Consider the following 15,720-nt stretch of genomic DNA (forward strand, 5'->3'; position numbering starts at 1 on the left):
TACATACACAGGTTCAAAAACTTTCCATAATGGCCTGTCTGTCCAACTTGAGGAGCTTATCCATGCTTTACAAATTCAAATCCAAAGACGCCGGCGATGTGATCATGCTCGAAGCCAACGGCCGCAAAGTCCTCGAAATCATCGGCAAAGACCCCGCCCCCAAAGGCATCATCCTGCCCGAGCAGATGCCCGCCGCCATCGCCGCGCTGCAGGCCGCCATCGCGCACGAGGAAGCCCACGACGCCAATGCCGAAGATGGCGTCGTCCCCGGCGACGGCCTGGGCCTGCGACAGCGCGCCGTGCCCTTCATCGACATGCTGCAGCGCAACCTCAAGTCGGGTCATGAGGTGGTCTGGGGCGTCTGACCACCGCAAGCGCATCCGCCATCCATAAAAAAAGCCCTGGTGACAGGGCTTTTTGCTTTGTGGGGAGGGCGACTTGGGACCATGTGCTCCGAGGCCGCTGCTTTAAAAGTCAGTCACACCCAGCCGCTTCAGCGCATCCTTGGCCGGCTCCAGGCCCTGTAGCGCCGCTTTTTTGTACCACTCAGCGGCAGCAGCCTTGTCTTGCGTGCCGCCCCATCCGTATTCATAGGCGTGGCCCACCTTGTACTGCGACTGCGCAAAGCCCGACGTCGCGGCCGACAGGTAGTAGGCAAAGGCCTTGCGCGGGTCCGCCGGCTGGCCGTTGCCGTTTTCAAGCTGCGAGGCCACGTTGTGCGCGCCGCGCGCCAGGCCCGCTTCCGCCGCCCGCATAAACCAGTCAAACGAGGCCTTCACGTCCGGCCGCGTGCCCTGGCCCCGGTAATACATCACCGCCACGTTGTTCATCGCATAGGGATGGCCCTGCTCCGCGGCGCGCCGGTAGTTCTCAAAGGCCAGGGCCGGGTCCACAGGCGTGCCAATGCCGTTGTGCTGGTTCCATGCCAGGCTGGCCTGCGCCAGCACAAAGCCCGCGTCCGCCGACTTGCGGTACCAGGTATTGGCCAGCTCGTGGTTCACCTCCACGCCCATCCCGTTGTTGTAAAGCATCGCCACGGCGTGCTGCGCGCGGGCATTGCCGCCATTGGCCAGGCGCAGCAGCTCTTCACGCGTGCCGGCGTTACCCTTGGAAGCCGCCTGGAACAGCGCCGCGACTTCAGGATTCGGCAGCTGCGACAGCAGCCGCGCAAACGGATTCGCCAGCGACACCGGCGCCGCTTTGGCCGTGTCTGCAGCGGCGGGCGTGCGAACAGCAGCGGGGGTTGCCGCAGCAGCGCCCGCGGCCGCAGCCATTTCCGTCTGCGCAGCCACATTGCGCTCAGCCGCCGTGCTGGCCAGCGGCTGCGCGGCAGCCGCCGCGGCGCCATTCGCACCCGCAGTCGGGAACAGCCGTGAAAGCGCCTGCGCAGCGCCCTGCTTCAGCCCGGCGGAGTCCGTCGTGGAGGCGGCAAATTTTTCAATGTACTGGCGCGTCGTGTCCGGGTTGCGTGAAAAGCGGTGCGACACCACAAACGCATCCGCCGAACGCTGCACCTGCCCTTGCGCCCCAAACACCTCTGCCAGGTTGGCCCAGGCGGCAGCCCGTGCCGGCGCCAGCGCGAGTGTGTAGCGCAGCTGCGCTTCCGCCTCGGTCAGCTTGCCCGCGCGGTACAGCATGTAGCCGTAGTTGTTGGCGATCTCCTGGTCAGACGGGTCGGCCCGCCGCGCCTTTTCAAAATCGGCCGCCGAATCTGCCATCTGGTCAGCCTTGAACTTTTCCAGCGCCGTGGTGTTCAGCCGCCGCGCAAGCTTGCGGTCGCCGCGGGCCGGGTAAGGCAGCTCTTCAATCTCCGTTTTCGCATCCCACACCGCATTGGCATCTCGGGATGCGGCGCCGGCGAGCATTTTTGTGACCTGGTCCAGGCGCGAAGTAATTTGGGCATTGGCCGGTGCGGCCGCCTGCGCGAAGGCCGACGGGCTGCTGAGCTGAAGTACGGCGGCCAGTACGCAGGTGGCCGAAAAGTAGCCTGCACGGCGACGTGCTGCTTTGGTGTTCATGACGATCCTCCCTTTTGTTTGTGGGAGTTTATCTGCAAGCGTGTGGGGGCTCGATCTGTGTCCATTCTCTCTATGAGAGATGAGCATGTACGCATGCCGAAACGCCATTGGCATCTTTTCCATCATCCCTCTACAGTCCGTCGGCTAGTGCTTTGCAAAGGTGGCGCGGATTGTTTCTTGACGGCCGCGCAGCGGCCGGCCCCTAACCCGCGATGACCGCCAGCTGCTATTGGGCCCAAAGACAACCCAGCTGCTTAGCGCAATCTCAATAAATGGAAGCGTCTCTATGTTCTTGGATTTTCAAACGGCTGTTCGTCTCATTGTTGGCGTGACATCGGCCCTGGCGTTTGCCGCGCATGCGGAAACTCAAACAAATCCGTTCCCTGAAAAACCGCTGGCTGCACCACAAATTCATGTGGAGAGGCAATCCCTATTTCGTCCATGGCTCGGAGGCGAAGTGCCAATCGGCGCTTACGACCCGCGCTTCTTCAGACGACAACGCCTGGGAACCCTCTCGCTTGCAGCAAATGTTCAAGCACACCTTGACGCGGTCCAGGACACCGAGCATTTCCCTTCATACTTTGAATTGATAAGCGCACGAACAGGAAAGCTGCTTGGCAAATTTCCGATTGTGGCTACCAACGATGGGGATTGGTACTTCAACGGCAGCGGCACCATCTATTTGAATCAAAGGCATTTGTCACTTTGTGGTCCGCGCACCACCCGAAAATTTGCTGTCACAGAAAAGGCCGTAGTTGAAGTGCAGCAGCCGATTCTGTACATCGGGGATGAAACTGACGTGGTGAAAAGCACTCCGCTGTATGAGTCGCCAACATCCAGCACTGTCGTAGCGACTGTCTCCGCTGAAACGAAAGTGACTGTTATTGGCGTGCGCTCGGCGCTACCGGAGGAGGCAACCCCGCCACTGCTTGTCAAAACACCGTTCGGCTTGACCGGATGGCACCGCAGAGACCTCCCTGGTAGCTCGTCACTTCAGATCTATCTATGCAATTGATAAGAGCGAAAAGGGGTGCGTGGCAATGCAATCGAAGGCATGAGAAAGATCAAAAGACATCAGCACGGTCGCAGCTATGGTGCTGCTGGTGATCGCCATCGCGCATGAGGAAGCCCACGACGCCAATACCAACGATGGGGTCGTCTCCGGCGACGGCCTGGGCCTGCGCCAGCGCGCCGTGCCCTTTATCGACATGCTCCAGCGCAACCTCAAGTCGGGGCATGAGGTGGTCTGGGGCGTTTAGGCTCCTGGGCGGATAGCGGTGCCGCCGCGGCGGCCCCTATCTATATATGTATGAATGAAAAAAACCTGGTGACAGGGCTTTTTCATGGAGGCTGGCGCGACGCTAGTCCACCTTCGCTCCAGGAGCCTCGGCAATCAAATCCAAAAGGAGAAGCCCAAGGTCGCTGGCTTTCGCTTTGAGTAAACCATCGCCCAGCGACGTAGCACCGTGACTAATAAGCCCTTCGGTATTCAGGTCCTGCCAAATCCTCTCCCCTATCACATTGCCTTTAAGCTCATCGAAATGTTCGAAAAACCGGTAAGTTGGGGAATCACTACCCTCAGGGCGTTTCCAATGGAGTTCAATTTCTCCAGCGCGAAAATAGTTGAGTATTCGAATGTGCAGCGCAGTCAAGGAATCCACCAGCTCTAACAGTATGTGCTGAGTAGTGATGTCCGGTGCGACATTAAATGCTCTGTTTAGGATGACGTTACGAAGAATGTCCAGTTTCTCCAGCTGCGAAGTACGCAAGGCGGACTGAGTTACATGGACTACTGCATCTACAAATCCTTCGTCTGCAGCAAGCGCTTTGAAGTCGTGTCCCTTTTCTTGTGACAGTGAGATCAGCGCTTCGCCAACACGCGTCATCCACTCCATACGGCGCTTTTCTAGAGAAGGCGTAACTAACAGGGCAAACATATCTGCTGCCGGTGCACCGACTACCGGAATAGCATTCATGGAAGCCTTTACCAGCGCGTGAATCAAATCGCTGTTATCAGCTTCAGGAGGTGCAAAGTTGGATTTTTCTGGAGTAGTCATATTCAAAAAAATAAAGAGGAGTGGCGAGCTGTTCATTCGATACACAGCATGCTTATCACGATCCAGCTGCGAATTATGCAACTCATGGAGTGCATTTTCGGCAATCAAAGAGGTGGTTTTTCAAGTTCGATGATGATGCGGGAACGGGTGAGGCCCTGAGCGCGGCGTCGCTAAGGCACCACCCCATAAAGAACATCAGAACGCAAAACGTACTTGCTTCCTCGCTCGACCGTCGCGCCTTCGTGCCAGGTGTCATGGACAAAAAGCAGGGCGCGGCCGGTCCGAGGCGGGATTTTGAAGTCCCGGAAATCGGTTTCCCCGCCGATGAAGTTTTCGTTGAGGTAGACCAGGAAAGTCAGCCGGCTGGTGAGGCCGCCCTCCATCCACGGGCCGTCCTTGTGCATCTTGAAGCGCTGCCCCGGCGAATATTTGTAAAAGCGGAGGTCCTTGGGCAGGCCCACAGCCTGTTGTCCTTGCAAGCTTGGCAGTGCCGCCGCCGCCAGGCCCTTCCATAAGCGCTGTACCCAGCCAGGTGACTCAAACAAGGCGCGCTCATTGTTACGCACCATGGGCATGGATTGCTGGCCCCCGGCGGTGCGTACACCCGCCGACTCGAATCCATGCGCATCCGCCAGCCCCATCAGCTCAGCACAGTCCGCCGCGGCAAGAAAGTGATCAATCGTGAAAACTCGTTCTGAATGGGTGGTCAGAAGCGACGGTGTAGTTCCGTTCATGCTCGAAGTATGCACTGTGGTCATACCAACCAGTTAAACCTCATCACTCCGGACATGACGATTCGGAGATGTGTTGAAGGAGTGCTGCATCGGGAACCCATTCAGCCAAGAGTAGTTGAAAGGAAGCTGGGTCAGATGTGGTTCGGCGTGCATCGCTCACGATGTAGCGATCGTAGTTCCATTCATCCCCTTCCCACCCCTCTTGAAGAGTGAAACGACGGAACTCGAAGTCCCAATACTCCCAAGTGGACCACGTCGAGTTCAGGTACCTTCTTTCGTCACGAGGAACGCCTGGCTTCGGTACAGGCCGAATGCGTACAAAACATCGCGTACCGCTCGTTTCAACTGGAACCTCGGCAGCGACGCAGTCGCCACGGTCGAGGAACTCAAACATGCGCTTCGGCAACATGTGCGGTCCAACGCTGAGGTGACCGGCGACTTGCAGGAGCGCACGCCGCGCGCGGACGCCGCAAGGCCCCAGTGTCGACCGAAATGCTAGAACGCATGCTCACGTCCCCCATAAGACAACGACCGCGCTTCTTCGATTAGCCGCCTCTCCCATGAATCTCAAGAGGGGCTGGTACATCCAGACGTCTGCCTCGTGACTTTGCTCCGCGAGTAGCTTGCGGAAGAACGCCTCTCCCCGTTCCCTAAGGTCCGCAGCGATTGCGCTCACGAAAAGGGTTCCTAAGAACACAACTGCGGGATCAGCCGAAGCCTCCAGGCCACTTCTAAACTCGCCGACGAACAGCTGGCCAACAGCGGTCTGCAACCCATTGGCTTGTAACGAGTGCTGCCACGCAGCCGCCGAGTCTTGTCCGTCAAATTTTGGTGCGTCATCCCCAGCCGCGGCTTGGACGGCCTCATACCACTCACTGAGCGATTCTGCTCTTGCAAACGCTTTGCGTGAGTCGTCCGGGATTTCGAAGAAGAGGCTGGTCGCCATTGGTACCCTCTACGTTTGACACGAGGGGCGGCCGCAAGGGGGCAAAGCCCGCTTGTGGACACCCGCTCGATGCAAGGCTGTTGAATAGACGGAGGGGTTAGGCACCTGGCATCCCAAGTTGGTTGAGCTGAATTTCGAGCTGCTCGGGCTCGACTGTGAGGTTGTGCTCCATGACCTCCGGCATGGGCTGCCACCACGCCGGCACCAGCGAAGAGGAATGCTCATACACCTTGCAAAAAGTGCACCACTCCCAGCACGCTCCGACGCCCACATAGCCTGGGCGAGCTGGCCGAGAAGAGGCTTTGCCATAGTACCGTCGGAGACCGAGATGGCCGCAGCAGGGGCAGGCTGCGGACAAGGAGATGCCTTCGGTGGAGGCCGCAAAGATGCGTTGCCACTGGAGCCTACTTTCGGCGGGTACGCCACTCCACTTTGCCATTGCGAGGGCCCTAACGTTCGAGGTAAGGGGATGGCCGCAGGCCAGTCCCCTTGACGGAGGGGTTAGAAGCCCCTCGCATATAGGAGGAATACAAGGGATGCAGCCAAGTGCGCCGGACCGGTTGGAACAAGGCCAGGGCCTCGCCTGGTCAATTTGGCGAGGATTGCATACGCAATAGCGCTCACTAGAAACGCGCCCAACAGGATCGGCAGCGCTGCAAGGCCGAACCAAGCACCAGCCATTGCGAGGGCCTTCATGTCGCCTCGACCGATGACTTCGGCTCGAGTGACCCGCTTCGTGACGACCATGAGCAAGAAAGGCGCGGCATAGCCCGCAACTGCCCCATAAAGATGTTCAGCGGCATGGCCAGTGAGGGAGTGAAACAGTAACGCCGCCCACATGGCCGGTAATACGACCATGTCTGGAAGCAGCGCGTGTTTGACATTGATGGCAAGGAGCAAGAGCAAAGAAAAGAAGAAGACACAGGCTGCCGCACCCTCAGCATTAAAACCATAAGCGGTCAAAGAGACGAATCCGAGCACTGCTCCGATTGCAACGATGACATATGGCGGGTAGCCCGGGAGGTCAATGCGAGATATTCCGTCGCGCTGGTGCGCTATGTGTTCCTCAACCTCCTGCTGCCAGCGAAGCTCAAGAAGAGCCGGAATTCGCCGTGCCAAAGGTAGAAGTACGAGAGCCGTAGCACCGGCGAAGAGAACTGCGGCTATGGCTGAGAGGACGTATTCGTTCATTGGCAGGTGATATCCAACGGGTGTAAGGGGCTTCTAACGTGATGTATACCGGAGGACCTGCGGCATAACTTGGCGCGTGCGGTATAACCTGGCCGCTGAAAGCGCATCCAAGTGTCTGTTATTAAAAAACTTATTGCCAATTTTGAGTTTCACTTGGTTCGGTAAAAAGAGGACCAAACCCCGCGAACCGATTCTAGGGTGACAGTGTGGCTTCCGCCTCCCCAATATGAAGGAGCACAGGCCAAGCAGCAGATCTCGTGACTCGGAGCCGGCGTTGGCGATTAATTCAAGTTGTTGATTCGTCTTGGTCCGTGCAAATAGGCGCGTGCAAAGATCCGGCCCTCAATCCACCTTCGCCCCAGAAGCCTTTACCACCTGCGCCCACTTCTTGTGCTCAGCGTTGATAAAGGCCGTGAACTGGGCCGGCGTGTTGCCGCTGGGGATTGCGCCTTGTGCCAATAGCTTTTCCTTCATCGCCGGCGTACCCAGTGCTTTCGAAGCCTCTTGTTGAATGCGGTTCACGATGTCGGGCGGTGTGCCCGCAGGTGCGAGCAAGCCAAACCAGGAGCTGGCGTCATAGCCTTTTAGGGCCGGGCCGCCGGCCTGTTCTATGGTGGGGACGTCGGGCAGGGCGGCCGAGCGTTCTGAGCTGGTGACGGCCAGGGCCTTGAGTTTGCCGGACTTGATGAGCTGCATGGAAGAGGGCAGGTTGTCGAACATGACGTCCATGTCGCCGCCCACCAAGGCCAGCAGCGCGGGGCCGGAGCCGCTGTAGGGGAAGTGCGTCATGTAGGTGCCGCTCATGGTCTTGAAGAGCTCGCCCGCCAGGTGGATGGAGGTGCCGTTGCCGCTGGAGGCCATGTTGAAGGTGCCGGGCTTGGCTTTGGCCGCGCGTATGAAGTCGCTGACGTTGTTGATGCCGGCGGCCCTGGCTTTTTCGGTGTTGACCACCATGACGTTGGGAACGCCCGCGACGAGCGTGATGGGCGCGAAGTCTTTTTGTGGGTCGTAGGCCATCTTGCTGTACAGCGATTTGTTGATGCCGTGTGTGCCCACGGTGCCCATCAGCAGGGTGTAGCCGTCTGGCGTGGACTTGGCGACCACGTCGGCACCGATGTTGCCGCCGGCGCCGGCGCGGTTCTCGACGACAAAAGGCTGGCCGAAGGCTTTGGAGAGTTCAGGTGCCATGGCGCGGGCCAGGATATCGGTGGTGCCGCCGGGCGCGAAGGGCACGACGATTTTGACGGGCTTGGCCGGCCAGTTGGCGCTTTGGGCCCAGGCAGACGGCGTGGCCATGAAGGTGGTGAGGGCGGCCAGCGCGGTGGCAAAGAGGGCGCCGTAGTGGCGGGAGAGAAAGGGTTTGCTGCTGTTGTTGTTCAAGAGGGGCTCCAGGGAATGGCCGGCACGGCCGGGGGGTCGCATGAAGATAGCGTCCGCAGGCAGCTCCTTCAAGAGGGTTAAACCCGGGTTTTTTGATCGCAAGTTGTGGGCAGCCGGATTGTCTTCATCTGCGACATCTGCGGATATAAAAAAAAGCCGCCCGGCGCGAACCGGGCGGCTTGGCGGATTCAGTGAATGTCAATCAGTCGGCAAACTTGCCGGCGGCTTCGATCACGGGCTTGAGCTTGGCGATCTGGTTGACCACAAAGGCCTTGTGGGCGGCGGGGTCGACGCGGTTGTCGGTCACCACCACGGCGCCCAGGCCTTCCTGCTTCTTGATGAATTCGGGATCTTTCAGGGCCGCTTTGAGCGCGTTGTTGAGCTGGGTCAGCACCGCCGGGGGCGTGCCCTTGGGTGCGTAGATGCCGTGCCAGACGGTGAGGTCAAAGCCCTTGAGGCCCATTTCCTGCAGGGTCGGGTAGTCTTTGAGCAGCTTGTTGTTCGACAGCGGCTTGGCGGTGGTGACGGCAAAGGCCTTGACGCGGCCGGCTTCGATCTGGCCGGTGGTGTTGGTGGTCTGGTCGCACATCATGTCGACCTGGCCGCCAACCAGCGCATTCATGGCCGGCGCGGTGCCGCCGAAGGGAATGGTGGTCATCGCTTCTTTGGCGTTGATGGCCGATTGCCACATCAGGCCGCACAGGTGCGAAGCCGAGCCCAGGCCGGCGTGGGCGATGTTGAGCTTGCCGGAATTGGCGCGGATGTAGTTCTCGAAGTCGCGGTAGTTGTTGGCGGCCAGCTGCGGCTTGCCGATGATGGTCATGGGCACTTCGTTGATCATGCCGAGGAACTCAAAATCCTCGGGCACCTTGTAAGGCAGCTTGCGGTACAGGCCCGTTGCGGCAGCCATGCCGATATGGTGCACCAGCAGGGTGTGGCCGTCGGGTGTGGCGCGCGCCACCTTGGCCGCGCCTATGGTGCCGCCGGCACCGTTGACGTTTTCAACGACAAAGTTGGCGCTGCCGCCCATGGCCTTGCGCATGGCTTCGGCAAGGTCGCGCGCGACGCGGTCGGTCGGTCCGCCGGCCGCGAAGGGCACCACAAGACTGATGGGCTTGGAGCCGGGGAAGGCGGGGGCTTGCGCGTGGGCGGCAAACATGGCCGTCGCTGCGGCGGCGAGGATTAACAGGCGTTTCATGGGCGTCTCCTTGTGATGAACGCGCCAAGTTTACGGTCCCCTTACTGCGCCAACATCGCGGGAACTACGTAAGGGCTATCCCCTTTATGAACCCGTCTTTCCGGGTTTAAGGAAACGTCAAGAACCGTTAGAAAGCACTGTTTATGCGGCCTTTCAGGCTACTTTTACTTGTAACTCCTAGCGTCCTCAATAACCTTGCCGTCGTTGGGGAGACTGCCGGGCGCCACCAGCTGTACGGTGCCGCGCAGCTTGGTGACGTCGCGTATGGCTTCGCCTATGCGCTGGTCCAGCCCGTCGGGGGCCGAGGCCGTCTCGGCCTGGAAGTGCATGCTGTCGTTGGCCATTTCGCCGCTGACCACCAGCCTGGCCTTGAGCACTTCAGGAAAACGTTTCGCGATGTCGGCGACCTGGCCCGGGTGCACAAACATGCCGCGCACCTTGACGGTCTGGTCGGCCCGGCCCATCCAACCCTTAATGCGCGTGTTGGTGCGGCCGGTCGGGCAGTGGCCCGGCAGCACGGCCGAGAGGTCGCCGGTGCCGAAGCGGATCAGAGGGTAGTCGGGGTTCAGCGTGGTGACCACCAGCTCGCCGACCTCGCCTTCGGCGACCGGGTCGCCGGTGCCGGGGCGCACGATTTCCACGATCACGCCTTCGTCCAGCACCAGGCCTTCGCGGGCTTCGGTTTCATAGGCGATCAGCCCCAGGTCGGCCGAGGCATAGCACTGGTAGGCGGCGATGCCGCGCTCGCTGAACCAGTCGCGCAGGCTGGGCGGGCAGGCCTCGCCCGAGACCATGGCGCGCGTCACGCTGGGCAGCCCCACCTTCATCTCGGCGGCCTTGTCGACAATGATTTTGAGGAAGCTGGGCGTGCCGACATAACCGGCGGGCTTGAGCTCGGCCATGGCCTGCACCTGCTGCTCGGTCTGCCCGGTGCCGCCCGGAAACACGGTGCAGCCCAGCGCATGGGCGCCGCTTTCCATCATGGTGCCGGCGGGCACGAAGTGGTAGCTGAAGCAGTTGTGCACCAGCTGCCCGGGCCTGAAACCGGCGGCGTGCAGCGCGCGCGCCATGCGCCAGTAGTCCTTGCGCGTGCTGTCGGGTTCATAAATCGTGCCGGGGCTGGCGAACACGCGCGGCATCGCGGCGCCGTAGCGCAGCGCGCTGAAGCCGCCGAAGGGATCGCCGCCCGCCTCGCGCGCGGCCTGTTGAAGCGCCAGCAGTTCATATTTGCGCGTGACGGGCAGGCGCGCCAGCGCGGCGCGCGAGCTGACCGCCGCACCGTTCACGCCCTTCAGGATGCCGGCAAAAGCCGGCGCGTGCGATTGCGCATGCGCGATCTGCTGCGGCAGCGCCGCCAGCTGGGCCGCCTCGCGGCTGGCATGCGGCCGGTGTTCCAGGGTGTCGTAATGTGTTGTCATTCGATATCGTCCAAATCCTGTCAATGCCCCAGTGCATTCAAATCACAAGTGGAGATCTGAAGCCAGCAGGGGCCGCGGAACCGGCTTTGCCGGGCCGCAGGCGCAGCGGCCCCCTCGGGGGGCAGCGCATTACACGAAGTGAAAAGCGTGGGGGCCATGTCAAGCCAGCCAACGCTTGCGGCGTTTGTAGCTTTTGACATCTTTAAAACTCTTGCGCTCGCCGCCGCCCACGCCCAGGTAAAACTCTTTCACGTCCTCGTTGTTGGCCAGGTCGCTCGCCGCGCCGTCCATCACCACGCGCCCGCTTTCCATGATGTAGCCGTAGTCGGCGTACTTGAGCGCCATGTTGGTGTTCTGCTCGGCCAGCAGGAAGGTGACCTGCTCCTTCTGGTTCAGGTCTTTCACGATGTTGAAGACCTCCTCGACGATCTGCGGCGCCAGGCCCATGGAGGGCTCGTCGAGCAGCACCATGGACGGGCTGGCCATGAGCGCGCGGCCGATGGCGCACATCTGCTGCTCGCCGCCCGAGGTATAGGCCGCCTGCGAGGTGCGCCGGGTTTTCAGGCGAGGAAAGTAGTTGTAGACCTTCTCGAGGTTGGCGGCCACTTCGGCCTTGCTGCTGCGCGTGTAGGCGCCGGTCAGCAGGTTTTCTTCGATGGTCAGGTGGGCGAAGCAGTGCCGCCCTTCCATGACCTGCACCACGCCGCGCTGCACCAGGTCGGCCGGTGAGAGGTTCTCGATGCGCTCGCCGCGCAGCTCGATGGAACCCTTGGTGACTTCGCCGCGCTCGCCCTTGAGCAGGTTGGAGATGGCGCGCAGCGTGGTGGTCTTGCCCGCGCCGTTGCCGCCCAGGATGGCCACGATGCGGCCCTGCGGGACCTGCAGCGAGACGCCCTTGAGCACCAGGATCACGTGGTTGTAGATGACCTCGATGCCGTTGACGTTGAGAACGATGTTAGGTGTGTCCATATTTTTTCCTGACCAATCTTGAGGGCTGATCGCCTTGCTGGCAGCCCTCAAGGCTGGCGGCTCGCGAGAGCCGCGCCCCTCCCGCCTGGCGGGAGGGGTTGGGGTGGGTGCCGTCAGTACTGGCAAAGCCAGTCAGAGCGGCTACGCCGCTCAAGACTGGCAGTCGGCCGGCGTGCGCGCCGTCAGCTTTTTCTCGGCGGCGTACTTGGCGGCGGTGGACTTGACCAGGGGCTTGATCACCTGCTCATCGGCCTGCAGCCAGTCGGAAGTGAACTTCCATTCCTTGCCGTCCCAGGTGTGGATGCGCGCCCATGCCGAACCCATGTGGTCGGTGCAGGAGGTGCTGATGGGCCGCATCACGCCGGCAAAGCCCAGCGCATCCAGTTTGGCCTGGGTCAGGTTCAGGTTTTCCAGGCCCCAGCGGACCTGCTCGCCGGTCATGATTTTTCCTTTGCCGAAGCGGTCCTGCGCGGCGCGCAGGCCTTCCACGCCCAGCATGGCGCTCATGGCGCCGCGCATGTAGAGCACCTGGCCGACTTCTTCCTTGGGWCCCGTGCCCTGGCCCTTGCCGTGCACCAGGGTCAGCATGTCTTTGGCGAGTTTGGAGTTCGGCTCGGCGCCGTGCTGCATGGTCACGGCGTTGTAGCCCTTGGCGCCGTCGGCCACGTCCTTCACGTCAGGCTCGGCACCGGCCCACCACACGCCGTACATCTTCTCGCGCGGGTAGCCGGTGGCCTGCGCTTCCTTGATGGCCGTGGTGTTCATGATGCCCCAGCCCCACAGCGCGACGTAGTCGGGGCGCGACTGGCGGATCTGCAGCCAGGTGGCTTTCTGCTCGACGCCGGGCGCGGTGACGGGCAGCAGCTGCAGGGTGAAACCGTGCATGGCGGCGCGCTCCTGCATCAGCGGAATCGGCTCCTTGCCGAACGGTGAGTCGTGGTAGACCAGTGCTACGCGCTTGCCCTTGAGCTTGTCGAAACCGCCTTCCTTCTTGGCGATGGCCTGGAGGATGGCGTCGGCGGCGACCCAGTAGGTGCCGGCGATGGGGAAGTTCCACTTGAAGATGGAGCCGTCGGCGCTCTCGCTGCGGCCATAGCCCACGGTCACCACGGGGATTTTGTCGACGGGGGCTTTTTCGGTGATGGCGAAGGTGGCGCCCGTGGACAGCGGCTGCACCAGCGTGGCGCCGCCGTTCTTGCCCTTGAGGCGTTCGTAGCATTCGACGCTGCGCGCGGTGTCGTAGCCGGTTTCGCACTCTTCGAACGAGATCTTCACGCCGTTGATGCCGCCGCGCGCGTTGACCAGCTTGAGGTAGTCCACATAACCGTTGGCCCAGGGCACGCCGTTGGGCGCGTAAGGCCCGGTGCGGTAGGACAGCACCGGGAAGAACTGCTCCTTCGCCTGCGCATAGGCGCCGGTCGCCACCAAGGACGAGGCGCCGGTGGCGAGGATGGCCACTGCCAACATCAATTTACGAATCTTCATTGTTGTCTCCTGGAAATATTGAATAACACCGCGAAAACCTGGAACTCAAAACCTTGCACTTAAAACCTGGCACCTCAGTAAACGATTGAATGACCGACACCGCATCGGTGATTTCGAGTAATCCTTAACCCTATGAGTGGTGGCGCCGGCGGCCTCAATGAGGGAAGGGCCACAGCCGTAGCTTTTGTTTGCCCACCGCCCACAGCTTGGCCAGCCCGTGCGGCTCGACAATCAAAAACCACACAATCAGCCCGCCGAAAATCATCAACTCGGCGTGCGAGACACCCGCCGTGGAAATCGAGATGCCCAGCCAGCCGGCCAGCACCGGCAGCAGCTGGCTCAGCACGATGGGCAGCACCACGATGAAGGCCGCGCCRAAGAAGCTGCCCATGATGGCGCCCATGCCGCCGATGATCACCATGAACAGCAGGCGGAAGGAGTAGTCGACCGAGAAGGCCGCCGGCTCCCAGGCGCCCAGGTAGATGAAGGCCCACAGGCCGCCGGCGATGCCGATGATGAAAGAGCTCACCGCGAAGGCGCTGAGCTTGGCGTACATCGGGCGTATGCCGATCACCGCGGCGGCCACGTCCATGTCGCGGATGGCCATCCACTCGCGGCCGATGGCGCTGCGCACCAGGTTTTTGGCCAGCAGGGTGATCACCACCACGATGGCCAGGCAGAACAGGTATTTGCTCAATGCGCTTTCGATGGGCAGGCCGAAGACCTGCAGGTTGGACACCGACACCGAGCCCGAAGGCGTGTCCATGGTGAACCACTTGATGCGCAAAAACATCCAGTCGCTAAAGAACTGCGCGGCCAGCGTGGTCACCGCCAGGTACAGGCCCTTGACGCGCAGGCTGGGCAGGCCGAACAAAATGCCGAAGAGCATGGCGCAGAGCCCGCCCAGGATCAGCGCCGGGATCAGCGGCATGCCGGGAATGCGCACAAAGAAGTTGTAGGCACCGTAAGCACCCACCGCCATGAAGGCGCCTGAGCCCAGCGAGATCTGCCCGCAGTAACCCACGAGGATGTTCACCCCGACCGCCGCCAGAGAAAAGATCAGGAAGGGAATCAGGATGGCGCGGAACAGGTAGTCGCTGGCCAGCAGCGGGACGGCGATAAAGGCAAAGGCCAGCAGCAGGCCAATGGCGATGCGGTCCTGCAGGATGGGGAAGATCTGCTGGTCGGATCGGTAGCTGGTTTTGAACTGGCCGTTTTCTCTGTAGAACATAAAGGTGAGCCGCCGTTAGATCGCAATAAAAGAAGTTGTGCGCTGGGCTTTGCTGCGCTCAGCAGGGGCCGCGGAACCGGCTTTGCCGGGCCGCAGGCGCAGCGGCCCCCTCGGGGGGCAGCGCAGTACACGAAGTGACAAGCGTGGGGGCTTCATGTCTAGACGCGATCGATGATTTTTTCGCCGAACAACCCTTGAGGTCGCACCAGCAGGACGCACAAAGCCAACACATAGGCGAACCAGATTTCGATGCCGCCGCCGACGTAAGGGCCGATAAACACCTCGGCCAGCTTTTCGCCAACACCGAGGATCAGGCCTCCGACAATCGCGCCCGGCACCGAAGTCAGGCCGCCCAGGATCACCAGCGGCAGCGCCTTGAGCGCCAGCACCGACAGAGAAAACTGCACGCCCAGCTTGCTGCCCCAGATCACACCGGACACCAGGGCCACAAAACCCGCGACGCTCCAGACGATGACCCAGATGCGGTTCAGCGGAATGCCGATGGACTGGGCGGCCTGGTGGTCGTCCGCCACGGCGCGCAGCGCGCGGCCGGTGCTGGTGTACTGGAAGAAGGCGGCCAGTGCGGCCACCAGGGCGGTGGCGATCAGCGCGGCGACCAGGTCTTCCTGGTTCACCAGCAGGCCGCCCTGGAAGACGCCTTCCAGCAGGAACATCGGGTCCTTGGGCATGCCCACGTCGATCTTGTAGATGCTGGAGCCGAAGATGGTCTGGCCGAAGCCGTCCAGGAAATAGGAAATGCCCAGGGTTGCCATCAGCAGCGCAACGCCTTCCTGGTTCACCAGCTTCCCGAGCACCAGTTTCTCGATCAGCCAGGCGACCACCACCATGATGGCCAGTGCCGCCATGAAGGCCAGTGCGTTGTTGATGAACTTGCTGTCCAGGCCGGTCCATTGCGGAATCCATTCGGAGAAGCGGGCCATGGCCAGCGCCGCGAACAGCACCATCGCGCCCTGCGCGAAGTTGAAGACGCCCGAGGCCTTGTAGATCAGCACAAAGCCCAGCGCGACCAGCGAATACAGCATGCCCGACATCAGGCCGCCGATGATAGTTTCGAGGAACGAACCCATCACTG

At 61.3% G+C, this 15,720-nt stretch carries 15 protein-coding genes; 3 read left to right on the forward strand and 12 right to left on the reverse strand.

The genetic code is table 11. The annotated features are described in order from the left end of the window. Positions 1–62 precede the first annotated feature (62 nt). Positions 63–365 (forward strand): DUF1840 domain-containing protein, encoded by a 303-nt coding sequence (locus AC1D1Y_RS00920; RefSeq protein ID WP_436156923.1) that lies wholly within the window; start codon positions 63–65, stop codon positions 363–365. A gap of 102 nt (positions 366–467) precedes the next feature. On the opposite strand, the gene AC1D1Y_RS00925 is transcribed toward AC1D1Y_RS00920, so the two are convergent. Continuing rightward, positions 468–2,018 (reverse strand): tetratricopeptide repeat protein, encoded by a 1,551-nt coding sequence (locus AC1D1Y_RS00925; protein WP_477680687.1) that lies wholly within the window; start codon positions 2,016–2,018, stop codon positions 468–470. 286 nt (positions 2,019–2,304) lie between these two features. Between AC1D1Y_RS00925 and AC1D1Y_RS00930 the strand changes: the two genes are divergently transcribed. Beyond that, positions 2,305–3,033: a hypothetical protein gene (locus AC1D1Y_RS00930; protein ID WP_477680688.1), complete on the forward strand. Its 729-nt coding sequence runs from the start codon at positions 2,305–2,307 to the stop codon at positions 3,031–3,033. Positions 3,034–3,109: 76 nt separating this feature from the next. Next, positions 3,110–3,277: a DUF1840 family protein gene (locus tag AC1D1Y_RS00935; RefSeq protein ID WP_477680689.1), complete on the forward strand. Its 168-nt coding sequence runs from the start codon at positions 3,110–3,112 to the stop codon at positions 3,275–3,277. 102 nt (positions 3,278–3,379) lie between these two features. Here AC1D1Y_RS00935 and AC1D1Y_RS00940 read toward each other — a convergent pair whose 3' ends face one another. From AC1D1Y_RS00940 to AC1D1Y_RS00990, 11 genes are all read right to left on the reverse strand, one after another. After that, a complete protein-coding gene (locus AC1D1Y_RS00940; RefSeq protein ID WP_477680690.1) occupies positions 3,380–4,183 on the reverse strand; it encodes a hypothetical protein in 804 nt (267 codons plus the stop codon). 62 nt (positions 4,184–4,245) lie between these two features. Then, positions 4,246–4,833, reverse strand: coding sequence for a prolyl hydroxylase family protein (locus AC1D1Y_RS00945; RefSeq protein WP_477680691.1), 588 nt, complete (start codon positions 4,831–4,833; stop codon positions 4,246–4,248). A 484-nt stretch (positions 4,834–5,317) separates the two neighbouring features. Next, entirely contained in the window at positions 5,318–5,755 is a 438-nt protein-coding gene (locus AC1D1Y_RS00950; protein ID WP_477680692.1) for a hypothetical protein, read from the reverse strand. 501 nt (positions 5,756–6,256) lie between these two features. Continuing rightward, complete coding sequence (locus AC1D1Y_RS00955) at positions 6,257–6,946, reverse strand: prepilin peptidase (RefSeq protein ID WP_477680693.1); 690 nt, start codon at positions 6,944–6,946, stop codon at positions 6,257–6,259. A gap of 342 nt (positions 6,947–7,288) precedes the next feature. After that, the gene (locus tag AC1D1Y_RS00960) at positions 7,289–8,242 is read right to left on the reverse strand and encodes a Bug family tripartite tricarboxylate transporter substrate binding protein (protein WP_477680832.1); all 954 of its coding nucleotides are present in this window, start codon (positions 8,240–8,242) and stop codon (positions 7,289–7,291) included. Between the two features lie 286 nt (positions 8,243–8,528). Further along, complete coding sequence (locus tag AC1D1Y_RS00965) at positions 8,529–9,524, reverse strand: tripartite tricarboxylate transporter substrate-binding protein (RefSeq protein WP_477680694.1); 996 nt, start codon at positions 9,522–9,524, stop codon at positions 8,529–8,531. Between the two features lie 164 nt (positions 9,525–9,688). Continuing rightward, positions 9,689–10,942 carry a phenylacetate--CoA ligase family protein gene (locus tag AC1D1Y_RS00970; RefSeq protein WP_477680695.1) on the reverse strand — a complete coding sequence of 418 codons (1,254 nt, stop codon included), beginning with the start codon at positions 10,940–10,942 and terminating at the stop codon, positions 9,689–9,691. Between the two features lie 159 nt (positions 10,943–11,101). Then, complete coding sequence (locus AC1D1Y_RS00975; RefSeq protein ID WP_477680696.1) at positions 11,102–11,911, reverse strand: ABC transporter ATP-binding protein; 810 nt, start codon at positions 11,909–11,911, stop codon at positions 11,102–11,104. A 150-nt stretch (positions 11,912–12,061) separates the two neighbouring features. After that, a complete protein-coding gene (locus tag AC1D1Y_RS00980) occupies positions 12,062–13,396 on the reverse strand; it encodes an ABC transporter substrate-binding protein (protein ID WP_477680697.1) in 1,335 nt (444 codons plus the stop codon). A gap of 154 nt (positions 13,397–13,550) precedes the next feature. Next, complete coding sequence (locus AC1D1Y_RS00985) at positions 13,551–14,627, reverse strand: branched-chain amino acid ABC transporter permease (RefSeq protein ID WP_436156912.1); 1,077 nt, start codon at positions 14,625–14,627, stop codon at positions 13,551–13,553. A 158-nt stretch (positions 14,628–14,785) separates the two neighbouring features. Beyond that, positions 14,786–15,715, reverse strand: coding sequence for a branched-chain amino acid ABC transporter permease (locus AC1D1Y_RS00990; RefSeq protein ID WP_477680698.1), 930 nt, complete (start codon positions 15,713–15,715; stop codon positions 14,786–14,788). Positions 15,716–15,720 lie beyond the last annotated feature (5 nt).

The organism is Polaromonas sp. P1_G1 (genome assembly GCF_056405595.1).

Excerpts from the sequence above, each read along its gene's own strand:
- AC1D1Y_RS00920 (WP_436156923.1), top strand. The coding sequence starts at position 63 with ATGCTTTACAAATTCAAATCCAAAGACGCCGGCGATGTGATCATGCTC.
- AC1D1Y_RS00925 (WP_477680687.1), bottom strand. The coding sequence starts at position 2,018 with ATGAACACCAAAGCAGCACGTCGCCGTGCAGGCTACTTTTCGGCCACC.
- AC1D1Y_RS00930 (WP_477680688.1), top strand. The coding sequence starts at position 2,305 with ATGTTCTTGGATTTTCAAACGGCTGTTCGTCTCATTGTTGGCGTGACA.
- AC1D1Y_RS00935 (WP_477680689.1), top strand. The coding sequence starts at position 3,110 with ATGGTGCTGCTGGTGATCGCCATCGCGCATGAGGAAGCCCACGACGCC.
- AC1D1Y_RS00945 (WP_477680691.1), bottom strand. The coding sequence starts at position 4,833 with ATGACCACAGTGCATACTTCGAGCATGAACGGAACTACACCGTCGCTT.
- AC1D1Y_RS00950 (WP_477680692.1), bottom strand. The coding sequence starts at position 5,755 with ATGGCGACCAGCCTCTTCTTCGAAATCCCGGACGACTCACGCAAAGCG.
- AC1D1Y_RS00955 (WP_477680693.1), bottom strand. The coding sequence starts at position 6,946 with ATGAACGAATACGTCCTCTCAGCCATAGCCGCAGTTCTCTTCGCCGGT.
- AC1D1Y_RS00960 (WP_477680832.1), bottom strand. The coding sequence starts at position 8,242 with ATGGCCACGCCGTCTGCCTGGGCCCAAAGCGCCAACTGGCCGGCCAAG.
- AC1D1Y_RS00965 (WP_477680694.1), bottom strand. The coding sequence starts at position 9,524 with ATGAAACGCCTGTTAATCCTCGCCGCCGCAGCGACGGCCATGTTTGCC.
- AC1D1Y_RS00970 (WP_477680695.1), bottom strand. The coding sequence starts at position 10,942 with ATGACAACACATTACGACACCCTGGAACACCGGCCGCATGCCAGCCGC.
- AC1D1Y_RS00975 (WP_477680696.1), bottom strand. The coding sequence starts at position 11,911 with ATGGACACACCTAACATCGTTCTCAACGTCAACGGCATCGAGGTCATC.
- AC1D1Y_RS00990 (WP_477680698.1), bottom strand. The coding sequence starts at position 15,715 with ATGGGTTCGTTCCTCGAAACTATCATCGGCGGCCTGATGTCGGGCATG.